We start from the raw sequence: 20,841 nt of genomic DNA on the forward strand, positions 1-20,841 counted from the left end.
CCCCAGTCGTGACTTGCGTGAGCCGTACGGAAAGGGTCAGCTGCCCCGCAGGAGTGCGATGACGGCCTGCTCCACCGGGCCGTGAGTGGCCGGGCTCCCCCGGTCGGTGTCCGCACCGAGGCCCAGCAGCGTGATCGTCCTGCCTCTCTCGTAGAGCTCGATCAGCCGGGGATCCACGTACGACGCGCGGGCGACGGCCGGAGTGTTGCCGAGGTATTCGGAGACCTCCTTCATGACCCTGGCCACCGCCCGCCTGCGCCCGACCGTCCGGCGGGCCGGGCGGGAGACGGCCAGCCCGACCGCAGCCAGCGCGGTGGCGTGCCAGGTGCGGAAGTCCTTGGCGGAGACCTCGGTGCCGAACGCCTCCTTCAGATAGGCGTTGATGTCGGCGCTGCGCACGTCCGCCCATCCACCGTCGTCAGCGCGGTAGCGCAGCAGCTCCCCCCGGTTCCGTCTGGCCAGCTCGCCCAGGACCGCGCACACGTCGGCGTCGGTCAGCACGTGTTCGCGCTCCTTGCGTCCCTTGGCCGGATAGCGGCAGACGACCTCGCCGTCACCGCGTCTGATGTGGGAGGCCCTCAGCGTGGCCAGGCCGTACGAGTCGGTGTACTCCTCGCCGCCCACCCGGAAGAACCCGATGTCGAGCATGCGGGCCGCGGTCGCGAGCACCCGCTCGCGGCGCAGCCCCTCACCCCGCAGATCCTCGGCCACCCGCTCGCGGAACCGGGGCAACCGCTCGGCCACATCCAGGACGTGATCGAACTTGGCCCGGTCCTGCCGCACCCGCCACAGGTCGTGGTATCGGTACTGGCGGCGCCCGGCCGAGTCCGTGCCGACCGCCTGCAGATGCCCGTCGGGGGTCGCGCAGATCCACACGTCGGTCCAGGCGGGCGGGACGGCCAGGGCCCTGATCCGGCGCAGTGCGGCACGGTCCCGTACGGCCCGGCCGGTCGGCCAGGTGTAGCCGAACCCCCGCCCTCGACGGCGCCGCCCGATCCCCGGCTCGTTCGGATCACTCTGCCGCAGGCTCACCGGCTCGGCCTTCAGCGCGGCCACCGCCGCCCGACGGCTCATCTCCGGAATCCCCATACCTGCGCGAACACGTCAATGCGGATTACCCGCCACATTCCTTCGCAAACCAGGGCCTCGAGGACGTGTGATTATATCTGAAATTATATATGATCTCTCCTGTTTCCAGCTTGACCAGAGAAAGGGCCGACATGGCCAAGGTGTTCACCCGTCCGCTGGGGCGCGACGGCTTCGAGATTGCCGCACTCGCCCTCGGGTCCTGGCACACGTGGGACCGCACGACGTTCGAGGAGACCGTCAACGTCATCCGCGCCGCGGTGGACGCCGGGGCGGCGTACTTCGACGTCGGCGTCTACCGCGCCATGCACCCCGGCCAGTTCGACTCCCCCACCGACGTCATCTTCGGCCGGGCGATCCAGGCCGCCGGGGTCGCGCGTGACGACTACGTGCTGCAGGTGAAGAGCTGGGTGGGGCCCAGCGGCACCGTCGGCGACATCGTGGCGCGGTTCGACCAGGCCGTGTTCCGGATCGGCACGGACCGCGCGGAGATCGTCGTCTTCGGCGACCTGGTCGGCGAGCACGTGCCGTACGAGGTGATCGCCGAAGGCGCGGCGGCACTCGTGAGCAGCGGACGGGTGCGCCACTGGGGCGTGAACAACTGGTCGGCCGCGGAGATCCGACGGGTCGCGGCGGCGGCCGAGAAGGCGGGCGTCGCCCCGCCGGCGCTCGCGCAGCTGAAGTACGGCCTGGTGCGCCGCTCGATCGCCGAGGGCGAGCCGTACCGCGGCGTCATCGCCGACCTCGGGCTGAAGGTGCAGGCATCCGACGCCCTCGACGGCGGCTTCCTGCTCGGCAAGCGCGGGCAACGAATGACCGGCAACGACCCGGGCGACATCCACGGCCTCGTCGACGAGGCTCGGCCGAAGCTGCGAGCGCTCGCCGACGAGCTGGGCTGCACGCTCGCGCAGCTGTGCCTGTCGTACGTGCTCACCAACGACGACCTGTGCTCACTGGTCGTCGGGGCGCGCACGAGCGAGCAGATCAACGACGACCTGGGCGCGTTCGACCTGCTGGCACGGGTCGGCGCCGACCGGCTGCGTGAGCTGCTGGCCCCGTACTGGCTCGACCGGGGCCGGGTCGACCCGGCGAGCTCCTGGTCGTCGGTGCCGGACGACGATCCCGCCAAGTACGCGGTGATCCCCACCGACTGATCCGGGCCGACTGATCCGGGCCGACTGATCCGGGCCGACTGCTCCGAGCCGACTGATCCGGGCCGACGAGCGGTCGGCGCCCTGATCGGGTCGTCAGGAGGCCAGGGCCTCGGCGCGGCGCATCACCTCGCGGCACAGGGCTCCGACACCGTTCGGGTCGTCGGTGAACTGGCCGGGCTTGACACAGAACGTGCCGAAGCCCTGGGCGATCTGCTCGGCGATCGGGGCCATGGCCGCGCCCAGGTCGGCGCAGGAGGTGTCGTCGGGGAAGACCGCCCGGGTGCCGCCGATCATCTCCAGCTCCGCGATGTCCCGGCCCGCGGCGGCCATCGCTTCGCCCAACCGGCGCAGGTCGTCCCGGGAGGGCTGGCCGAGCGGGTGGAACCCGTGGCCGTAGCGGACCAGCCGACGCAGCAGGGGCTCGTGCAGCCGCTGCCCGCCGAACCACATCCGCGGCCCGTCCGGCCGGTACGCCTTGGGCTCGAAGTAGACGTCCTCGAAGGAGAAGAACTCACCGCGAAAGCCGACCGGCGACCGCCGCCAGAGCAGATCCATGATCGCCAGCTGCTCGTCGAGGATGGCGCCGCGTCGCTCGAACGGCACCCCGAGCGCGGCGTACTCGTCGCGGCTCCAGCTCACCGTCGGCTGCACGACCAGCCGCCCCTCGCTGATCAGGTCCAACGTGCCGATCTCGCGCGCCAGCAGCAGCGGATGCCGCAGCGGGGCGAGGATCGCCCCCGCCACCAGCCGGATCCGGGTCGTCGCGGAGGCGATCGCGCTGAGCAGGATCAGCGAGTTCGGCCACGGCGTGAGGGGATCCTGGTTGCCGGGCATCGCGTACTCACGCGGGTTGCCCATCACTCCCTTGTCGCAGGCGTCTTCGCCGAGCACGACGTGTTCACTGATCATCACCGCGTCGAAACCCGCGTCCTCGGCCTCCCGGGCCCAGCGCACCAGGGTCGGCAGGTCGCGGCCCGAAGTGAGCGTCCAGTTCTCGCTGAGGATCAGCAACATCCGCGGCGTCACAGTCGACTTCTCCAATCGTTTGTATCCGTACGACCTGCGCAGCGTACGGTCGACGGGCATCCCCTGCCAAGGGAGCCTTGCCAGGAGATGCGGTTGGGCGTGTCTGGACACACGCCCTGTGGGGAATCTCCGCGTCAAACGACCCCGCGTTGCTACCGTGGGCGCATGACCGCAGAGGTACGGTGTGAAGCGATGAGTGACTCTCCGCGCCTGCCCGACTGGGTGTTCCCACCTCCGGAAGGGTTCACCGCGGCGGACCTCGATCACATTCCGGATCTGCCTGCGCACACAGAGTTGATTGATGGAAGCTTGGTGTTCGTGAGTCCCCAAGCCTCCTTCCACACTCTGTTTCTGTTCCTGCTGGAGCGGGCGCTGCACGACTCCGCGCCTCCGGACTTGCGGCCACGGCGCGAGATGAGCGTCATCCTCGGCCCACGCCAGCGTCCCGAGCCGGACATGGTCGTGATCAGGAGCGCAGCCCACCGCGCCCTCGATCAGACCGCCTACGCCGCGGCCGACGTCGTGCTGGCAGTGGAGGTGGTCTCACCGGACTCCGAGGAGCGCGACCGCAAGCGCAAGCCGCAGCTCTACGCCGAGGCGGGCATTCCGCACTTCTGGCGGGTGGAGAACAACGCCGGGCGCCCCACGGTCTACGTGTACGAGCTCGACCCCGCCACCAAGGCCTACGCCCTCACCGGCATCCACCATGACCGGCTCAAGCTCACCCTCCCCTTCGACATCGACCTCGATCTCACCGAAATCGACACCCTCTGAGCTCACCGCCGGGCGCGAAGCAAGGTCCTCGGGAAATCGGCAAGGTCACGGCGCCGGAACCACGGCGAAGCCGGAAAGCCCCAGGCAGCACTGTTGAGCGGACAGGCCGGACAGGGGGGATGTCACGGGCTGTTTCTTGACTGCTTCTCGGGGTAACGGCCCGACATGACGGACTTCAGGGCGGAAGAGACGCTGGACAGGTTCGGCGACGTCACCGCTGTCGTCGTCGGGGACGTCATGCTCGACTCGTGGCTGCGCGGCCACAGCAGCCGGATGGCCCAGGAGGCCCCGGTGCCGGTGGTCTCGGTGGAGGAGATCGAGGAGCAGCCGGGCGGCGCGGCCAACGCCGCCGCCAACCTGGCCGCCCTCGGCGCCCGGGTGCACATGGTGGGGGTGACGGGGGCCGACCCGGCCGGGGCGACGCTCGGCGCGATCCTCGGCGGCCTCGGCGTGGACGGCCTGGTGGTCGTGGGGAGCCGGCGCACCTCGGTCAAGCGCCGCGTGTTAACCGACGGCCAGATCGTGGCGAGGTACGACGAGGAGGACTGCTCGCCGATCCCCGAGTCGGCCGAGCACGAGCTCATCGAACGGATCACCCGGCTGGTCGCGAACGCCGACGTCGTCGTGGCCTGCGACTACGGCGGCGGCGTGTGCACCCCGGCGGTACGGCAGGCCCTGCGTGAATCCGCGTCGCGTGAATCGGCGGCAGGTGGGCGGGTGCTCGTCGTGGACGCGCACGACGTGGCCAGTTGGCGAGACAGCCGCCCCAGCGTGGTGCTGCCCAACTACCGGGAGGTGCAGCGCCTCCTCGGCGAAAGCGGGGACGGCGACCGGCCGGCCTTCCTGTCGTCCCGTTCGGATCGGCTGCTGGCGGCCACCGGCGCCGAGCTCGTGGTCACCACGCTCGACGGCGAGGGGACGCTGCTGCACCGGCGGGGGCGTGAGCCGTACCGGACCTTTGCCACGCCGGCGCCGGACACGATGAGCATCGGCGCCGGTGACACGTTCACCGCGGCCTTCGCCCTGGGCCTGGCGGCGGGCGCGGCCCCGGAGGCGGCGGCCGACATCGCGCAGGCGGCGGCGAGCGTCGTGGTCCGGCGGGCGGGTACGGCGGTCTGCGCGCACGACGATCTGAGGCGTGCCCTCCGCCCCGACGCCGCGCTGCCGCCCGATCGCCTCGTCGCCTGCCTGGCGCGCGAGCGAGAGCAGGGCCGGCGGATCGTCTTCACCAACGGCTGCTTCGACGTGCTGCACCGGGGCCATGTGGCGTACCTGGAGGAGGCGGCCCGCCTCGGCGACGTGCTCGTCGTCGCGGTGAACGGCGATGCCGGGGTGGCCCGGCTGAAGGGACGGGGCCGGCCGATCAACCATTGCGAGGACCGGGTGGCCGTGCTGGCGGCGCTGGGCTGCGTCGACTACATCACCGTCTTCGAGGAGGACAGCCCCGCCGAGCTGCTCACGCTCGTCCGTCCGGATCTCTACGTCAAGGGCGGCGACTACCATCCCGACCTGCTGCCGGAGGCGGAGCTGGTCAGGCGGCTGGGCGGCGAGGTCCGCGTGCTGAGCTACGTGCCGGAACGCTCGACGACCGCGATAGTGAACCGGATTCGGGGGTAGGGGGCGCATATGGGTGAGGAACCAACGCGTAGGGGTGAGGAACCGAGCTGGGGTGAAGAACAGGTGTCGCCCACCGGGAAGGCCATGGTGCAGGCGACGCCGATGGACGTGATCCGCATCCGGATCGCGTCGTTCGTCCTACTCTTCTGCGTCGCGGTGGGGATCTTGTCGGCCGCCAGCCGTGAGTTCTGGCTGACCGGGGTCGTGGCGGTGATCGCCCTGGGCGTCGTCATCAGCATCGCGTTCGCCGTACGCAAGCAGCGGAAACTGGGCGGCGGTCCCGAGTCGAGAGGCTGACAAGCCGATGAAACCGGAAGGGAGAATGCCGGGGTGAGCCTGCACGGCAAGGTCGTGGTGGTGACCGGAGCGAGCGGCGGTGTCGGCCGGGCGGTGGCCCGCCGGCTGGGCGCCGAGGGGGCGAAGGTCGCGCTCATCGCCCGCGGCGAGGCCGGGCTCGCCGGCGCGTCGGTGGACGTCGGCGTGGAGGGCGGCGTCGCCAAGGTGTACGAGGTCGACGTCGCGGACTACGACCGTGTACGGCAGGCCGCCCAGCAGATCGAGGTCGAGCTGGGCCCGATCGACGTGTGGATCAATGTCGCGTTCACGACGGTGTTCGCGCCGTTCATGAAGATATCCCCAGAGGAGTTCGAACGCGTCACCCGGGTGACCTATCTGGGTTACGTGTGGGGCACCCGGGCGGCGCTGGAGTTGATGCGGCCGCGCGACCGCGGCGTGATCGTGCAGGCGGGCTCCGCGCTGGCCCACCGGTCGATCCCGCTGCAGTCGGCGTACTGCGGGGCCAAGCACGCGATCAAGGGGTTCACCGAGGCGCTGCGGACCGAGCTGCTGGCCGACGACTCCGGCGTGAGGATAACCATGGTGCAGCTGCCCGCGCTGAACACCCCGCAGTTCGACTGGGGACTGACCCGGATGCGGCGCCACGCGCAGCCCGTACCGCCGATCTACCAGCCGGAGGTGGCCGCCGAGGCACTGGTCTTCGCGGCCGAGCATCCCGAGCGCAAGGAGTACTGGGTCGGCGGCAGCACGGCGGCCACGATCCTGGGGCAGCGGATCGCCCCCGCACTGCTCGACCGCTATCTGGCCAGGACCGGTGTGCGGTCCCAGCTCGTCGACGGCAAGCCGCCCTCGGGCGTGTCGAACCTCTGGGAGCCGGCGGACACCGACCGTGACTACGGCGCCCACGGCGGCTTCGACGAACGCTCCCACCCGCGCAGCGTCCAGACGTGGCTGTCGCGGCACCGGCGCCTGGTCACCACGGGAGCGGCGGGCCTCGCCACCGCCGCGGCCCTCGCCCTGTGGTCCGCCGCGAAGCGGCTGCCGTGAAATGACCTGACAGGGATGGATGGCCCTCGCCGCCGCCGACCTGCTTGATGAGGACGGCATCGCGGTGACCGTGATCGACGCCTACTCGACGACCGGCACGCGATCCGTCTGGCCGTACAGGGCCTGGTGAAGCGCGCCACCGGCTGAGGGGCGTCCCCCTACTCGCGGGCCTTGGCGGTGGCCTGGCGGTTGGCCTTCTTGATGGCGTCGACCAGCTCGTCCTTGCTCATCTTCGACCTGCCCTCGATGCCGAGGCGGGAAGCGACATCGTAAAGGTGCTGCTTGGACGCGTTCGCGTCCACGCCCTCGGCGGTCTCGCCGGGCTTGGGCGTGCCCTTCTTCGCCTGCTCATCGGAGGGGCCGCGCCCGCCCTTCTCCTCCCAGTGGTCGCCGACCTTCTCGAACGAGTGCTTGAGCGCGGCGAACGCCGTACGGTGGGCCCGCTGGCCCTCGCCGTACGTCTCGACGGCCGAGTCATGCGCCTTGATCCACGTCTCCTGGGCCTTCTTCGGCGAGCGCGCCAGGGTCGACGGGAGTTCCTCACGTGCCGGCATGGCCGGTTCCCCCCTTCAGGGCTCCTCCTTTCTGCTCTTTCCTCCCCGCGTGTCTCAAACGTCGGGGACCGCGGGAGGAACTGCGAACGGTACGGCTCAGCTTGCGAGAAACTGCAAGATCACGAACGCGAAATGCCTGCTCCTGGCCCCTGCATGCGAGTATTCGCAAGATCACGGCCAGGAGGTGAGGGGGTGGGCGGCCAACTGTTCCTGGGCGGCGAGCAACTCGCGGAGCTCGTCCGCGTCCTCGCCGGACGCCGTCATGATCAGGCCCCGATCCATCTCCGCACGGGACAGGGACCTTGTCAGCCTGGTCGCATACCAGCGCCCGGCATCGCTCCGCCAGATCGACCAGCGGCCCGCGTATTCCCCGCGCAGTTGTCTCCAGACCGCGTCCTCGGCTGAGACTCGCACTTCGTCACCACCTCCAGGCTTCGACGGCCGGGAACGAGAGCAATCGCCCGGACACGAACGGTAGTGAGAGACGGTGTCCCCCGCCCGGCGCCCGGCTCACCGTCCGCCAGGTGAAGATCTCCCGCTCGATGTGATCACTTCGTCGGGCTTTGATCCCGCGGGCGCCCCCCGCACCGGCCCATGCCGCCCCTTTGAACACCGTGATCTCCTCTTGGTCCGCGCTTCGCGCGGCGAAGCATCACAGTCCACGGCCGGCCGAGGAGGTCATGAGGTGGACGGCATCAGGACGGTGGTGAGCGTCCTTCTCACCCGTCCTTCCGCCGGGCCCCGGCTCATCCATGTCTCGAACACGCCTCGGAGATCGGTCATGAACTCGGTCAGTTCGTCGTCCGTGAGCCAGAACGCGGCCTGGCGATATCCGACGCCGTCGCGGCGCAGGTCGATGTCGTCCCGGTCGGCGTAACGGTCGAAGTCGGTCAGCAGCCCCGCCACGAAGGCCATGAAGGCCTTTCGGTGGTCGTCCGGCGACATCGCGGCGAGGTCCTCCTCCGTGACCTGCGCGGCCGGCAGACGCAGCGCGTAGGTGCGCTCCACCGCGCCCCGCACCCGCTGCTCGTCGACCACCTCCAGCACACCGGCGTTCGCGAGCGCGGCCACGTGGCGATAGAGCGTGGCCGGGGAGACGTCGGAGAGTTCCTCCGCCAGGGCGGCGGTGGTCATCCGGCGATCGCCCAGCAGGGACTGGACGACGCGCAGGCGCACCGGGTGCAGGAGCAGGTCGACTGACGTGGTTTTCGTGGTCGTCTTCGAGATCCCCATGATCCAACCTTCTCATAGTTGACATCAATCTCAAAGTTGAGAATACTCACTTCCGCACGAAGCGGAAAGGACGACACATCATGGCGACGATCAAGGTGACCGGGAGCGAGCTGACGCTGGAGCTGAGCCAAAGTGAGAAGTTCGCGGGGCTGCACGGCGACATCCGGGTGCCGCTCTCGGCGGTCCAGGACGTCTCCGTCGTGGCGGACGGCGTGGCGAACGCCCGCGGGTTGCGCGCCCCCGGCCTGGCCATACCGACCCGGACCAAGATCGGAACCTGGCGGAGGCCCGGTGGACCGGCGTTCATGGTCGTACGCCGCGGGACGCCGGCGGTCAGGGTGAGGCTGGCCGACGGCGCCGACTTCGGCGAGTTGCTCGTCAGCGTCCCGGAGGCGCCGAGGGTCGCCACCCACATCCGGGAGGCGGCCGGCCTGCCGGCGCAGGTGGCCGAGGAGCGCGTCACGTTCCGCTCCGGTGACCTGACCTTCGGCGGCACACTGGCGCTCCCCGACGGGCCGGGGCCGTACCCCACCGCGCTGATCATCACCGGCTCCGGCGAACTCGACCGGGACGCGAACCACCCCAAGCTGCCCATCGGGGTCAGCCGTGACCTCGCGCACGCCCTGGCCCGCGCCGGAGTGGCATCATTCCGCTACGACAAGCGCGGCGTCGGGGAGTCGCAGGGCACCTTCCTCGCCACCGGACTGCAGGACAACGTCGACGACGCGCGGGCCGCGCTCGCCTGGTTGCGGTCTCGTACGGACGTCGATCCGGAGGTGGTGTTCGTCATCGGCCACAGCGAGGGCGCCTGCGTCGCGACGGCACTCTTGGACAGCGAACCCGCCGGGGTCGTGCTGTTGTCCGGCATGGCGAAGACCGGCGAGGAGACGTTGACGTGGCAGACCCGGCAGATCGCCGCGAGCCTGCCCGGACCGGTCCGCGCTCTCCTGCGCCTCCTCCGCGTCGACGTGATCAGGAAGCAGGCGCAGGCCGTCGCCCGGATCAAGGCCACGACGACGGACATCGCCCGGATTCAGGGCCGGAAGGTCAACGCCAGGTGGCACCGGGAGTTCATCGCCTTCGACCCCAAGCCGTTCCTGCGCGCGTCACACGTGCCGCTGCTGGCGCTCACCGGCGCGAAGGACCTGCAGACCGACCCCGCCGACCTGGACGAGATCGCCGCCGTTGCCGGAGGTCCGGTACGAACGGCCCTCGTGCCCGACCTGACTCACCTGCTCCGCCGCGACCCGGCCGCCCCCAGCCTGAAGGCCTACAAGAAGCTGGTGCGCACGCCCACCGACCCCGAGGTCCTCGCCACCGTGACCGGCTGGATCATCGATCACCTCCCCGATCGAAACGTGTAGGCCTCGCGATCATCGCGCCCGGCGGGCGCGCTGCGCCGCCTGGAAGGCCGCGCCCGGGGAGATGGTCGCGCCCGTGGCGGGCCACCAACGGTCCCGCCACAGCGTGAACGGGTACCACCGGCCATCCGCACCATGCCTGACCTGTACTTTCGCGGTAAGGTCCGTGACCATTCCGGGCTCGGCCGTCAGACCCGCGAAGCCCCGCCGCGCCTGGATCTCCCGGATCGCCTCTGCCGGATCGACCGGAGCAGGAGCGAGCGCGGTGAGCACCCCGGTGGAACCGCCGTGCCGGTGGGCGAGCACCAGCCGCCGCAGTTCCTCTTCCGGCAGTCCGGTCTGCCGTGCGGCTTCCGCGACGAACTCGTGCCCGCCGGGGCCGGCCAGGATGCGGACCGCGTCGGCGAGCGGGTCGTCGCTCACCGGCTCCGGTTCCCCGCGCAGCAGCGCGGCCGCCCGGGCCGCCGCGTCGTCCAGCAGCAGGGTCAGTCGCGGCACGCCGGGAACTTCCGGAGGTGGCGTCTCCTCCAACCACCACTGCGTGGTCATGTCATGCCTCCGCTCAGTTCTACGAGGGCGGTCAGCTCGGCGTCGTCCAGCTCCGTGAACGCGGTCTCGCCGCCGGAGAGCACCGCCTCGGTCAATTCGCGTTTGCGGGCGAGGAGTTCGGCTATCCGGTCCTCCACCGTGCCCTCCGCGATCAGGTGGTGGACCTGCACCGTGGCATGCTGCCCGATCCGGTGCGCCCGGTCGGTGGCCTGGTCCTCCACGGCCGGGTTCCACGGCCGGTCGAAGTGGATCACGTGCCGGGCACGGGTGAGGTTGAGCCCGAACCCGGCGGCCCGCACCGACAGCACCAGCACCGGGTTCTCCCCGGCCTGGAATCGGTCCACCAGCTCCTGCCGCCGCGTCACCGGCACACCGCCGTGAAGGAAGTCGGCGGCGACGCCACGGGCCGCCAGATGGCTCATGATCAGATGGCCCATGGAGACGTACCCGGTGAACACCAGGGCCGCGTCTCCGGCGGCGAGCGCCTGCTCCAGCAGTTCCTCCAGCGCCTGCAGTTTCCCCGAACGCGCGGACTCGGCATCGGGGTCCCAGCCGGTGGGCGGCTGCCGCAGATACTGAGCGGGTGAGTTGCAGATCTGCCGGAGCGCCTGCAGCAGCCGGAGCACATGGCCGCGGCGCGCCATCCCGGTGCTCGCCTTCACCTGGTCGAGCGTCTGACGGGTGACCGCCCGATACAGTGCGGCCTGCTCGTCGGTGAGCGTCACGAACCGGTCGCTGACCACCTTCTCCGGCAGCTCCGGCGCCACCCCTGGATCGGACTTGGCACGCCGCAGCATGAACGGCCCGATCAGCCGGGCCAGGGTCGCGGCCGCCTCCCCGCCGGGGTTGTGCTCGGCTCTGCCGTACCGCTCGCGGAACGCGGTGAGGGTGCCGAACAGGCCGGGATTGGTCCAGTCGAGGATCGCCCACAGCTCACTGAGCGTGTTCTCCACCGGGGTGCCGGTGACCGCGATCCTGGTCGACGCGGGTAGCGTGCGCAGCGCCCGGGCCGCCTGCGATCGATGATTCTTGATCTGCTGGGCCTCGTCGGCGACCACCAGCTCCCATTGCATGGCGGCCAGCCGATCGGAGTCCCGGGTCATCGTTCCGTAGCTGGTCACCACCACCTCGCCGGGTGACAGGCCCTCCAGGTCGCGGGCGAGGCCGTGGTAGCGCCGCACCGTGACCCCGGGGGCGAACTTGGCGAACTCCCGCTCCCAGTTGGCCAGCAGCGAGGCCGGACAGACCACCAGTGTGGGCTGCTCACCACCGCGATGCAGGTGATAGGCGATCACGGTCAGGGTCTTCCCCAGCCCCATCTCGTCGGCCAGCAGCGCTCCGAAGCCCGCCCCGGTGACCCTGGCCAGCCAGTCGAGCGCCCGCCGCTGATAGTCACGGAGCACCGCGGTCAGGCCCGCCGGGATGCCGGTCGTGCTGTCCGCATCCTGCCGCAGCCGCATGACCAGGTCGCGCAGCTCGCCGCCGGCGACGCAGGGCACCGGCCGGCCCTCCAGCGTGAGCTGCCCCGTCAGGGCCGCCGCCAGCGCCTGCCCACCGGTGACCTCACGCGGTCTGGGACGACGGAGCAGATTCGGGTCCGCCACCACCCAGGCACCGCGCAGCCGTACCATCCCATCGGCGGCCGCGACCGCCGCCTGCTCCTCCTCGGTGAGCGGCTCACCGTCGAGGAACAGCCGCCAGTCGACGTGAGCGGCGGACGCCGAGGAATGGGCGCCGCTGGTCCGCAGGACGGTCCCGACGGTGAGCTGCCGCGCCACCTCGATCGGCCACTCCACGGTGATGCCCGGCAGTTCGGCGGCGAGGAGGGCGATCAGCTCGGCGCCGTTGATCGCCGTCTCACCACGCCTGATCCGCTCGAGCGGCGGCCACTGCCTGGCCGCGCGCCGCAGCCGGCGCAGCTCCGGTTCGCCCAGTTCCTCAGGGTGGATCTCGGCGTGCGGGGTGGTCCCGGGGTGGACCCGGATGATGATGGGCTTCGGCGGCACAGGATTGGCGATCTCGGCGCAGCGGTCCGCCCAGTCGGCCGCGTGATCGTCAAGCGTTCTCGGTGCCGAGGCGTACGGCACGGCCCCCAGGATCAGCCGGGCACCGGGGGGCCGGAGCAGCAGGTCGGCGACGTCTCCGGCGAACCCGGCCGGCACCTCTTCGGGGAGGGGCGCATCCAGCAGCGGCAGCCAACGGTCGCGCCCGTCGGCATCCACCGACGGGTAGACCCGCCGTTCCGCCACGGCCGCCAAGATCGCTCGCGCGGCCTGTCCCCAGGGCCCGGGCGCGGCGGCGAGTCCGGGGAGCGCCTGTTCCAGGGATGCCGTCCATCCGTCGAGCGGCTCGGGCAGCGGACCGAGCTCCAACCGCCCCTGCCGATAGCCGAAATCGCATCCGGCCCGTAGCAGCTTGCCGGTGATGCCGACGGGCCCGCGGGCCTCAGCCACCGGCCGCGTCGTGCCGTCTCGCTCTGCCTTGTCGCCGTCTTCGAGTTGTTCGAGCAGCGCCGCCGCCGCGGCGGCCTTCGCCTCCGCCTTGCCCCGCCCGCCCGCGGCGGCCGACACGGGCATCGCGTTGTGGACGCAGGATGCCCTGCAGGTGAAGAACGGCTGATGAGGCGGGCCGGTGACGGACACCTCGTACGTCAGATCACCGATCGTGCCGATCTGCGCACGCTCGTTCAGTTCGCCGACCGGGTTACCCGTCCCGGCCCGCTGCTCCGGCTGGCCGGCCGGCGGCGGGATCAGCTCCGCGATCAGGGCAAGGGCGGCCCCGGCTCTGGCGCCCTTCCAGGTGACCGCCGTCGCGGGCTCCCCCAGCACCGGCCCCCGATCGTCCTCGGTGACGGCCATCGCGGTGGTGTTCGCGAACTCCAGGTATCGCACCGACGGCCGGCGCTCGGCCTGCGTCCGCAGCGTCAACACCCCGCCCGCTTGCAGCGGGTTGCCGCGCAGTTGCTCCCAGGCGATGGCGCGGGCCTCGGCCCAGCCTCGCGGGTCCGCCTCGAACAGCAGCAGGTACAGCATGCGCACGGTCAGCCGCCTGACCTTCAGCGCCCCGATCAGCATCGGATCCGGGTGGTCGCGTGCCACCTCGGAGTCGAGCCACTCCTCCACCTCGCGATCCCCGTATTGGGGCGGCTTGAAGGCGGCCACCGCCTCCCTCGGCCCAGCGGCCCCCACGGTAGGGTCCGGGAACCCGCTCAGGATGGCCAGCAGGGACAGCGCCGCAGCCCGCCGGGCGGTCTTCTTGCTGGCACCGCCTGCCACCTGCCCTGCGGCGGGAACGTTCCCGATGCTCGCCTGCGCGGTGAACACCCCTTCTTCCGCCATTCCCTCGACCATGCCGAGTGAGCCGCCCAGACGCTGCGCCTCCAGGTTGAGGATGGTCACCGCGTGTTCCGGCGCCGCCGAGACCGCCGCCCATGCGGCTTCGCGCGCGGCGGCCCACTTCCCGTGGTCGCCGGCCAGCAGCACCTGGTGGAGTTCGCGGGGCCCCAGTGTGCCCTGGGTCGCCCTCCGGGTGACCTCGGCGATCAGCCCGTCGGAGTGCGGTGCGCCCTGACACGCCTCCTTCAGCAGGACGAAGAACTCATCGGGGTCCTCCGGGATCGCTGAACGCCGCGTCTTGGCCAGGATGGCGGGAGTAGGGGGGCTGGTCTTCGGCACCGGTCCATTATCGGCGATCAACCGGCACTCTGCCCGTCCGTTGGACCAAGCCCATGGCCCTGAGATACTCCGTTTCTCTCACCTGGTGAGCAGATCGAAGTGCAGGCGGAAGCGGGTGCCGGAGGCGTGCCGGTGTACGCGTACCAGATCGGCGAGCTCGTTGACGACGAGCAGGCCTCTGCCGTGGGTGGCGCTGTCGGGCGGCGGCACCCGCCCCGCGAGCGGATCGGTGATCTGGCCCGGGTCGTCCAGATGGCACACCAGACTGCCGTTCTCCGCCCAGACCGTCAGCGTGCCGGGCCCCCGGGTGTACTCGGTGGTGTTCGTCGCGAGCTCGTTGACCGCGATGAGCAGTTCGGTCGTCCGGTGGCCCCGGAGCCCGAACGCCTCGACCTGCTTCGCGAGGAAGGCCCGCACCCGCGGCAGCTCGCCGACATCGCGGAAGACACAGGTGGGGGCGCCCCGCGGCGGCGCCGGAAGTGGCAGGTCGAACGCCGCCGCGGTCTCCAGCGGGTCGGCGTAGGCGGGGCTGGCCCGGGTGCCCTTGCCGTCCTGTATCAGGGGGTGTGTCCGATGCGCGTCGGCGACAACCGCCGGTTCCAGCCGGGAGACGTCGTACGGACACAGGATCGTCGCCCGACGTCCGGCGAAGACGGCGTTGATCAGCGCTTCGTGGGCGACGCAGGCCGGATACTCGACGCCGCTGCGGCCGGACCAGATCGGCTCCCCGGTGATCCATACGTGGCGGCCCCGATGCGCGGCGGCGAAGGCCAGCAGGACGCCGGGGATGATCCGGCCCGGGTTGCGCCCGGCGACGGCCATGTCCTTGAACGAGACCCCCGCCGCCTTCGGGCCGAGACACTCCCGGATCAGATCACCGCCCCGGCCGGGCACGACGACCAGGGCCGGGTCTCCGCGTGCCAGCGCCTCCTCGACCAGGGCGGCACACAACGTCGCGTACTCGTCGTCGTCGCGGTAGAGCAGAGCGATGTGCCGGAACACGTCGGCCGCCTCGGTGGTAGCCGGGTGCTTCAGCGTGCTCATGTCAGGAGTCCAGCTCCCGGTGTCCGATGGTCCGCCTGGTCCGCCGCGTGTCGGCTCTTTCCTCAGCGTACGCTTGAGCAGCCCTGACACCACTCCAGAGCCATAACGATTGCCTGGGAACAGTCCGGACAGGAGAGATCCTTGTGCTCTGGGCGTGAACCACGGTCTGGCCGACGGCGTGGTTATTGTGTGGGAGAAAACGGGATCACGGGCTGTCCCGTCCCAGGCATCTCCCGGCAGTGAGAAGCCGACCGGGCCGCTCAGCCGTCGAGGATAGGGCAGGGACGGAACGCCGGCCGAGCGGTTACGCTGACGACGTGATCGTTACGTGGGAGCCCACGGCGGCGGGCGTGCTGCGACTGCCCTCGGGGCGGCTCGTCCGCGGGCGGGGACTGAGACACCCGCTCCCCCGGGGACCTCGGCCCGCATTCGCGCTCTACCTGCTGGGCCGCAGGCCACTCCCCGTCGAATGGGAGCAGCGCTGGGTTCGCTGGCCGGATTTCCGGCTGCCGTCCGACCGCGCCGCCGCGGCCACGGCACTGCGCGAGGCATGGGAACGGGCTGAGACCGAGCGCGTCGAGGTGGCCTGCGGCGGCGGATACGGCCGCACCGGCACCGCGCTGGCCTGTCTGGCCGTGCTCGACGGAGTGCCGGGCGAGGAGGCGGTCGCATACGTCCGGCGGCACTACGCGTCACGTGCCGTCGAGACACCCTGGCAACGCCGTTTCGTCGCCCGATTCAGCGACTTCGGATGAACCGGGGACTTCGGATGACGCCAAAAGCCCAAGCCGGATATAACCGACCTGGGCTTCTGTCTGTGCGCCGCCAGGGACTCGAACCCCGGACCCGCTGATTAAGAGTCAGCTGCTCTGACCAACTGAGCTAGCGGCGCAGGCGACGTGCGTAACCCTAGCAGCCCTGAGGTCCGCACGCACACCAGAACATGGTCTCGGAAGTCCCGGACCGGGGACCCCGATCAGGGCTCAGCCCTGCCAGGCACCCGACGAGAAGGGGAGGGGCTCACCCGGGGTGCCGGGGCCGTCGCCCCACTTGGTCACGACGTAGTCCACCTGGATGTGGCCCTCGTCGCCGCTGACGGTCAGCGAGTCTTCGTTCCAGCTCTCACCGACGAGTTCGGCGAAGGTCTTGCCGTCGATGTCGAGCATGACGCCGCTCTCCGAGGGGACGCCCGGACCACGGTCGCCGATGAAGAACGGGGCCTTCTTGCCCTTGTAGAAGATGTAGCCCTCGGTGCCGAGCGGCCAGCTCGGGCTGGCGAACATCCCCTTCTGCATCGGCAGGCCGATGGCGGGCAGGCCCGTGTCGCCTTGCCGGCCGGAGGCGTCGTCCCAGAAGTACGAGCCGAGGGTGGTGCCGCGGAGCAGGACTTCCTCCTGCATGGGGGCGGTGTTGTCGGATGCCGTAACCGTCTGGTTGACCGGCTTGACAACCGGTGCGACCGGGGCGGGGGCGGCTGCCACGAGGGAGGCGCCGACGGCGACGGTGCACGCGAGGGCGCTCAGCTTCGAGACGCTTCGGTTATTACGCAGGTCAAACAGAGTCTTGAACACGAGAATCGGGAACTTTCGTGAGACGGCAGGAGCAGGCCAGGAGTCTTTGGGCCGACCCGCTAAGCTCGGGGGCCGCTAACAAGGGGCGTTCAACTGGGCGATAAGAGTCAGGCGCCCGTGCCACGCGCTGCTGGCGCTGGGGTTAGGACCGTGCGACTGGAGTGCCGCAGTCGATCAGACGTGTGATCCGTTATGGCTCGGATCAGCGGATGGTGTCCCCCACGTAGATCTCCTCTCCGAGGAACAACCCGGCCATCGGTTGATGACAATTAGGACGTTACCGGACAGGTCAGGACAGAGCAAAACGAAACACCCATAATGCCAAGAAGATCTACCCGGTTACCCCAAGACCAGGTCAGGAACCCCCCTGGACCGTCATGAACCACCCCAGTTGCCCCAACCATGGCTTTCCCGCCATCCCACGCGTACCGGATTGCCGAGGCATTACATAAGCTTCCTATGCAAAATCGCCCAGCGATCGGGATGACCATGGAAATCGCCCACACCGATGACGGACCATCCGATCTCGAGTCGGTCGCGGCCGGCGACCATGTCGCCGTGGTGCTGGAAGAGCTCGCCACGCTCGCCGTACGCCAGGTCTCGACGCCTCGCGACATCAGCCTCACCGCCGTGTCGACGCTGGCTCACCTGGACCGGAACGGCCCCACCCGGCTCACCGCCCTGGCGGTCGAGCAGGCGGTGAGCCAGCCGTCCATGACCCAGCTCGTGCAGCGTCTCGAACGGGAGGGGCTGGTGTGCCGGCGGACCGATCGACGGGACGCCCGGGCCACCCGGATCGCCCTAACCGAGGCCGGACGGAAGCTGCTCGGCGATCGGCGAAGCCGGCGCAGAGAACGGCTGGCAATGCTGCTCGACGAGATGTCGCCGGAGGAGCGCCGCGCTCTCGTCCATGCGGCCGAAACGTTCCTTCCCCTGCTACACCGCCTCCTGGCCGGCTCCCCGGCCCCATAGCCGTGGTTCCGCCCCCTGCCCGGACACACCGTGCCCGCCCCCGACGTGGGGCGCCGTCTCCGTGCTCGTCCGGCAGGCTCTCGCCGAAGACCTCGGATCGGCGTGATCTCTCGCGGGTGACCTTGCGGGGATGTCGAGAGGGGAGGCCGGGACCGGAGCGCACCGGAGCAAGAAAACGCCGGAGCCGGGCAGTCCCCCAACTACCCGGCTCCGGATCAAAGCGGTTCCGCCAGAGATACCCTCCCCAAAGGCACCGGCGGGCCCCCGCTTTCTCGGACGCGTTCCCCCATCCGCGTCCTCTCTTCATGAAAGTCTGTTCTGATCCCTCCTCAGAGGATCTGCTTCAAGCCTACAAGCGGGGTTGTCATGAAGACGTCATACGCAGGTGGATTTTCGGCCTGCATCCGGTCCTTGTCAGGCATCCGGATGCCTCGACAAATATTCGACGTAGACCGGGCGCAGCGCGTCGCCGAGATGTCCCTCCCCGGCCGCCATCGCGTCGCTGAGCAGCGCTGAGACCCGAGTCAGGTCGTTGGCCGTCTCATCGGCCTTCCCGCTGGCGGCCTCGGCCGCCGGGATCACCTTCAGCAGGTCCCACAGAAACCCGAAGTCGCCATGCCGTACGGCATAGCGAACGGCGCGGTCGTGCAGTTCCCGGGCCGACAGCGACTCGATCTCTTGCTCGTCCATCCGGCCTCACCCCCAAGCGGGGGGACTTCCCCCGGGCCTGCCATTTATGCCCTAGTCGGGAGGCAGGCCCGGGCTTCACCGCGCGCACCCGCGCGTTCTTTGCCAGCACATGGAAGTATTCTTCCTGTGAAGGTCATACTCAAGATCCTGGTCGTCGCCGCAGCCCTCTGGGGCGCCACGGAACTGGTGCCCGGCATCGCGCTCTCCGCCGGCACCACGACCGAGAAAATCGTCACCCTGCTCGCGGTCGCGCTGATCTTCGGCGTCGTGAACGCCGTGCTCAAGCCGATCATCAAGACCGTGGGGTGCGCGTTCTACGTGCTCACCCTGGGTCTGTTCGCCCTCGTGGTCAACGCCGGCCTGCTACTGCTGACGAGCTGGCTGGCCGAGAAGCTCGATCTCCCGTTCCAGGTCAGCGGATTCTGGGCGGCGTTCTGGGGGGCGATCGTCGTCGGCCTGATCAGCTGGCTCCTCAACATGATCCTCGGAGACGACTGAGCTCGGTCCGCTCGCCGTACGGCCCGGGTCTCAGACCCGGGCAGGCGCCGGTCTGGCGGCGAGCGCGCCGAATGCCAGCTGGAACACGCACACGCCGATCCCGGCGAGCAGTGGCACCCGCCAGCCGCCGGAGAGCTGGTGGAGCAGTCCGAAGGCCACGGGCCCCATGGCCGCCAGCACGTAGCCGCTCGACTGCGCGACCGCCGACAGCGCGGTCACGGAGGCCGGGTCCGGCGCGCGCAACGCGATGAGCAGCAGCGCGAGCGCGATCGAGGCGCCCTGACCCAGTCCCAGGACGATCATCCAGAGCCACGGCGTCGTCGTCGGTGCGAACAGGACCCCGCCATACCCGATGATCGTGAGGATCGCGGCAATCGTCACATGCGGGACCTGGGACCGGGCCGATCCGGCGTGGACCGGCACGGTGAGAGTGGCCGCGATCTGGGCCGCGTTCGCCAGCCCCAGCAGATATCCGGCCTGGACGGCGGCGACACCCGCCGACTGGAAGATCGTCGGCAGCCAGGCCAGCGTGACGTAGAACGTCAGCGACTGCAACCCCATGAACGCCGTGACCAGCCAGGTCGTCCTGTTGCGCAGCAGGGCCCGGTACGGCCGATGCCCCGAGGGGCGGCCACCGTGTCGCGGCGACGTACGAAGCGCCTGCGGCGCCCAGATCAGAGCGGCCAGCAGCGCGAGCAGCGCCGCCGACCCGGCGGCCGACCGCCAGCCGACCATCCCGGCGAGCGGGACCATCGCGGCCGAGGCGGCGGCCGCTCCGGCGACCAGAGACGAGACGTAGACGCCGGTGATCGGCCCGATCCGGGTGGGAAAGTGCTGCTTGGCCAGGGCGGGCATGGTGACGTTCATGATTGCGATGGCCGCACCCGCCAGGGCGGCCCCGCCGTACAGGGCGACGACGCCGTCCGCGCTGCGCACGAGAACGCCGGCGGCCAGGAGGAGCAGGCCGACGAGCAATGTGCGGTCGAGCCCGACCCGGCCGGCGAGGACGGGGGCCAGCGGGCCGAGCAGCCCGAGGCAGACCACCATGACCGTGGTGATCGCCCCACCCTGCGCCGCGGTGAGTCCCAGATCTCCCATGATGTCGGGCAGCAGCGGCGACACTCCGGCCAGCGCGGGCCGGAGGTTCCACGCAGCCAGCACAAAACCGGCCAAAAGCAACAAACGGCTATGAGTCATCGCAGAACGGTTCATCATCCCCCAAATTTACAAGGGTGATCAGGGACGGAACTCGGCGTCCGGCATGACGGCGATGTCCAGGAGCAGCGGCTCGGTGCGCGATGCGAGCGTGGGGACGACCTCGTCGAGTGTCGCGAGGAGATCGCCGTGGGAGTCCAGCCGGATCGCCGGACAGCCGAAGGAGCGAGCCATCGCGGAGAGACTCACCTCGGTGAACGCGGGCCAGGGAGCTTTACCCGCGCCGTTCTTCACGGGCGCAGGGCTGGGCGCTGGTCGACCAGGAACTGGAGGAGGGACTGCGCTCGATCGCGGCTCCGATCAGAGAACGCACCGGGAGAGTGGCGGCGGCCGTCAACGTGTCGTCGCATGCCGGCCGGACCACGCTCGAGTCTGCGCGGCGCGACCTGCTCCCCCCGCTGCTCGCCACCGCGGCCAGGATCGAAGCCGATCTCCACGCCACCGCTTGACAACGTTGTCAGGCGGGCCCCGGATGCGCG

21 protein-coding genes, 1 tRNA gene and 1 pseudogene are annotated in these 20,841 nt (G+C 70.2%); 10 read left to right on the forward strand and 13 right to left on the reverse strand.

Annotated features, from left to right (window positions below; translation table 11 throughout):
* Positions 1 to 36: 36 nt before the first annotated feature.
* Entirely contained in the window at positions 37 to 1,074 is a 1,038-nt protein-coding gene (locus Mth01_RS10295; protein ID WP_239089533.1) for a DNA topoisomerase IB, read from the reverse strand.
* A 125-nt stretch (positions 1,075 to 1,199) separates the two neighbouring features.
* Between Mth01_RS10295 and Mth01_RS10300 the strand changes: the two genes are divergently transcribed.
* Positions 1,200 to 2,240 carry an aldo/keto reductase gene (locus Mth01_RS10300; protein WP_204015050.1) on the forward strand — a complete coding sequence of 347 codons (1,041 nt, stop codon included), beginning with the start codon at positions 1,200 to 1,202 and terminating at the stop codon, positions 2,238 to 2,240.
* A gap of 93 nt (positions 2,241 to 2,333) precedes the next feature.
* Here the strand turns inward: Mth01_RS10300 and Mth01_RS10305 are convergent, their stop codons facing one another.
* The gene (locus Mth01_RS10305; protein ID WP_204015054.1) at positions 2,334 to 3,266 is read right to left on the reverse strand and encodes a TIGR03619 family F420-dependent LLM class oxidoreductase; all 933 of its coding nucleotides are present in this window, start codon (positions 3,264 to 3,266) and stop codon (positions 2,334 to 2,336) included.
* Positions 3,267 to 3,458: 192 nt separating this feature from the next.
* Here Mth01_RS10305 and Mth01_RS10310 point away from each other — a divergent pair, with 192 nt between their 5' ends.
* The 4 genes from Mth01_RS10310 to Mth01_RS10325 all read left to right on the forward strand — a co-directional run bounded on the left by Mth01_RS10310 (position 3,459) and on the right by Mth01_RS10325 (position 7,001).
* Complete coding sequence (locus Mth01_RS10310; RefSeq protein ID WP_204015057.1) at positions 3,459 to 4,040, forward strand: Uma2 family endonuclease; 582 nt, start codon at positions 3,459 to 3,461, stop codon at positions 4,038 to 4,040.
* A gap of 165 nt (positions 4,041 to 4,205) precedes the next feature.
* On the forward strand, positions 4,206 to 5,657 hold the full coding sequence (rfaE2, locus tag Mth01_RS10315) for a D-glycero-beta-D-manno-heptose 1-phosphate adenylyltransferase (protein ID WP_204015060.1): 1,452 nt from the start codon (positions 4,206 to 4,208) through the stop codon (positions 5,655 to 5,657).
* Between the two features lie 9 nt (positions 5,658 to 5,666).
* Positions 5,667 to 5,954, forward strand: coding sequence for a hypothetical protein (locus Mth01_RS10320; protein ID WP_204015062.1), 288 nt, complete (start codon positions 5,667 to 5,669; stop codon positions 5,952 to 5,954).
* A 39-nt stretch (positions 5,955 to 5,993) separates the two neighbouring features.
* Positions 5,994 to 7,001 carry an SDR family oxidoreductase gene (locus tag Mth01_RS10325; protein WP_204015201.1) on the forward strand — a complete coding sequence of 336 codons (1,008 nt, stop codon included), beginning with the start codon at positions 5,994 to 5,996 and terminating at the stop codon, positions 6,999 to 7,001.
* A 158-nt stretch (positions 7,002 to 7,159) separates the two neighbouring features.
* Here the strand turns inward: Mth01_RS10325 and Mth01_RS10330 are convergent, their stop codons facing one another.
* The 3 genes from Mth01_RS10330 to Mth01_RS10340 form a co-directional block, all read right to left on the reverse strand.
* Positions 7,160 to 7,555: a ChaB family protein gene (locus Mth01_RS10330; RefSeq protein WP_204015064.1), complete on the reverse strand. Its 396-nt coding sequence runs from the start codon at positions 7,553 to 7,555 to the stop codon at positions 7,160 to 7,162.
* 171 nt (positions 7,556 to 7,726) lie between these two features.
* Complete coding sequence (locus tag Mth01_RS10335) at positions 7,727 to 7,969, reverse strand: hypothetical protein (RefSeq protein WP_239089534.1); 243 nt, start codon at positions 7,967 to 7,969, stop codon at positions 7,727 to 7,729.
* A 264-nt stretch (positions 7,970 to 8,233) separates the two neighbouring features.
* Positions 8,234 to 8,788 (reverse strand): helix-turn-helix domain-containing protein, encoded by a 555-nt coding sequence (locus Mth01_RS10340; protein ID WP_204015066.1) that lies wholly within the window; start codon positions 8,786 to 8,788, stop codon positions 8,234 to 8,236.
* 80 nt (positions 8,789 to 8,868) lie between these two features.
* On the opposite strand from Mth01_RS10340, the gene Mth01_RS10345 reads away from it, so the two are divergent.
* Positions 8,869 to 10,152, forward strand: coding sequence for an alpha/beta hydrolase family protein (locus Mth01_RS10345; protein WP_204015068.1), 1,284 nt, complete (start codon positions 8,869 to 8,871; stop codon positions 10,150 to 10,152).
* Positions 10,153 to 10,161: 9 nt separating this feature from the next.
* On the opposite strand, the gene Mth01_RS10350 is transcribed toward Mth01_RS10345, so the two are convergent.
* From Mth01_RS10350 to Mth01_RS10360, 3 genes are all read right to left on the reverse strand, one after another.
* Positions 10,162 to 10,698, reverse strand: coding sequence for a hypothetical protein (locus tag Mth01_RS10350; protein ID WP_204015070.1), 537 nt, complete (start codon positions 10,696 to 10,698; stop codon positions 10,162 to 10,164).
* Positions 10,695 to 14,372, reverse strand: a complete 3,678-nt coding sequence (locus tag Mth01_RS10355) for an SNF2-related protein (protein WP_204015072.1) — start codon at positions 14,370 to 14,372, stop codon at positions 10,695 to 10,697. The genes Mth01_RS10350 and Mth01_RS10355 overlap by 4 nt, the downstream gene beginning before the upstream one ends.
* A 78-nt stretch (positions 14,373 to 14,450) precedes the next feature.
* Complete coding sequence (locus Mth01_RS10360) at positions 14,451 to 15,416, reverse strand: anti-sigma factor RsbA family regulatory protein (RefSeq protein ID WP_204015075.1); 966 nt, start codon at positions 15,414 to 15,416, stop codon at positions 14,451 to 14,453.
* 317 nt (positions 15,417 to 15,733) lie between these two features.
* On the opposite strand from Mth01_RS10360, the gene Mth01_RS10365 reads away from it, so the two are divergent.
* A complete protein-coding gene (locus Mth01_RS10365) occupies positions 15,734 to 16,171 on the forward strand; it encodes a protein-tyrosine phosphatase family protein (RefSeq protein ID WP_204015078.1) in 438 nt (145 codons plus the stop codon).
* Positions 16,172 to 16,234: 63 nt separating this feature from the next.
* Here Mth01_RS10365 and Mth01_RS10370 read toward each other — a convergent pair.
* Both Mth01_RS10370 and Mth01_RS10375 read right to left on the reverse strand, forming a co-directional pair.
* Positions 16,235 to 16,308 (reverse strand) — tRNA-Lys (locus Mth01_RS10370).
* A gap of 91 nt (positions 16,309 to 16,399) precedes the next feature.
* Positions 16,400 to 16,987: a hypothetical protein gene (locus Mth01_RS10375; protein ID WP_407695930.1), complete on the reverse strand. Its 588-nt coding sequence runs from the start codon at positions 16,985 to 16,987 to the stop codon at positions 16,400 to 16,402.
* Between the two features lie 489 nt (positions 16,988 to 17,476).
* On the opposite strand from Mth01_RS10375, the gene Mth01_RS10380 reads away from it, so the two are divergent.
* A complete protein-coding gene (locus tag Mth01_RS10380) occupies positions 17,477 to 17,959 on the forward strand; it encodes a MarR family winged helix-turn-helix transcriptional regulator (RefSeq protein WP_204015081.1) in 483 nt (160 codons plus the stop codon).
* A 414-nt stretch (positions 17,960 to 18,373) separates the two neighbouring features.
* Here Mth01_RS10380 and Mth01_RS10385 read toward each other — a convergent pair whose 3' ends face one another.
* The gene (locus Mth01_RS10385; RefSeq protein WP_204015084.1) at positions 18,374 to 18,649 is read right to left on the reverse strand and encodes a hypothetical protein; all 276 of its coding nucleotides are present in this window, start codon (positions 18,647 to 18,649) and stop codon (positions 18,374 to 18,376) included.
* Positions 18,650 to 18,775: 126 nt separating this feature from the next.
* On the opposite strand from Mth01_RS10385, the gene Mth01_RS10390 reads away from it, so the two are divergent.
* Positions 18,776 to 19,147, forward strand: coding sequence for a phage holin family protein (locus Mth01_RS10390; RefSeq protein ID WP_204015087.1), 372 nt, complete (start codon positions 18,776 to 18,778; stop codon positions 19,145 to 19,147).
* Positions 19,148 to 19,177: 30 nt separating this feature from the next.
* On the opposite strand, the gene Mth01_RS10395 is transcribed toward Mth01_RS10390, so the two are convergent.
* A complete protein-coding gene (locus Mth01_RS10395) occupies positions 19,178 to 20,308 on the reverse strand; it encodes an MFS transporter (RefSeq protein WP_239089535.1) in 1,131 nt (376 codons plus the stop codon).
* Positions 20,309 to 20,383: 75 nt separating this feature from the next.
* Positions 20,384 to 20,536, reverse strand: coding sequence for a hypothetical protein (locus Mth01_RS10400; protein ID WP_204015090.1), 153 nt, complete (start codon positions 20,534 to 20,536; stop codon positions 20,384 to 20,386).
* Positions 20,537 to 20,595: 59 nt separating this feature from the next.
* Between Mth01_RS10400 and Mth01_RS10405 the strand changes: the two are divergent.
* Positions 20,596 to 20,811, forward strand: a pseudogene (locus Mth01_RS10405) (IclR family transcriptional regulator domain-containing protein); the annotation flags it as partial.
* Positions 20,812 to 20,841: the final 30 nt, after the last annotated feature.

The sequence above is a fragment of the Sphaerimonospora thailandensis genome, assembly GCF_016863115.1.
Classification (GTDB): domain Bacteria; phylum Actinomycetota; class Actinomycetes; order Streptosporangiales; family Streptosporangiaceae; genus Sphaerimonospora; species Sphaerimonospora cavernae.

What these genes read in the sequence shown, in the direction of transcription:
- Mth01_RS10360 (WP_204015075.1), bottom strand. Translation starts at nt 15,416, where the DNA reads ATGAGCACGCTGAAGCACCCGGCTACCACCGAGGCGGCCGACGTGTTC.
- Mth01_RS10310 (WP_204015057.1), top strand. Translation starts at nt 3,459, where the DNA reads ATGAGTGACTCTCCGCGCCTGCCCGACTGGGTGTTCCCACCTCCGGAA.
- Mth01_RS10400 (WP_204015090.1), bottom strand. Translation starts at nt 20,536, where the DNA reads ATGGCTCGCTCCTTCGGCTGTCCGGCGATCCGGCTGGACTCCCACGGC.
- Mth01_RS10380 (WP_204015081.1), top strand. Translation starts at nt 17,477, where the DNA reads ATGGAAATCGCCCACACCGATGACGGACCATCCGATCTCGAGTCGGTC.
- Mth01_RS10340 (WP_204015066.1), bottom strand. Translation starts at nt 8,788, where the DNA reads ATGGGGATCTCGAAGACGACCACGAAAACCACGTCAGTCGACCTGCTC.
- Mth01_RS10330 (WP_204015064.1), bottom strand. Translation starts at nt 7,555, where the DNA reads ATGCCGGCACGTGAGGAACTCCCGTCGACCCTGGCGCGCTCGCCGAAG.
- Mth01_RS10350 (WP_204015070.1), bottom strand. Translation starts at nt 10,698, where the DNA reads ATGACCACGCAGTGGTGGTTGGAGGAGACGCCACCTCCGGAAGTTCCC.
- Mth01_RS10320 (WP_204015062.1), top strand. Translation starts at nt 5,667, where the DNA reads ATGGGTGAGGAACCAACGCGTAGGGGTGAGGAACCGAGCTGGGGTGAA.
- Mth01_RS10295 (WP_239089533.1), bottom strand. Translation starts at nt 1,074, where the DNA reads ATGAGCCGTCGGGCGGCGGTGGCCGCGCTGAAGGCCGAGCCGGTGAGC.
- rfaE2 (WP_204015060.1), top strand. Translation starts at nt 4,206, where the DNA reads ATGACGGACTTCAGGGCGGAAGAGACGCTGGACAGGTTCGGCGACGTC.
- Mth01_RS10345 (WP_204015068.1), top strand. Translation starts at nt 8,869, where the DNA reads ATGGCGACGATCAAGGTGACCGGGAGCGAGCTGACGCTGGAGCTGAGC.
- Mth01_RS10385 (WP_204015084.1), bottom strand. Translation starts at nt 18,649, where the DNA reads ATGGACGAGCAAGAGATCGAGTCGCTGTCGGCCCGGGAACTGCACGAC.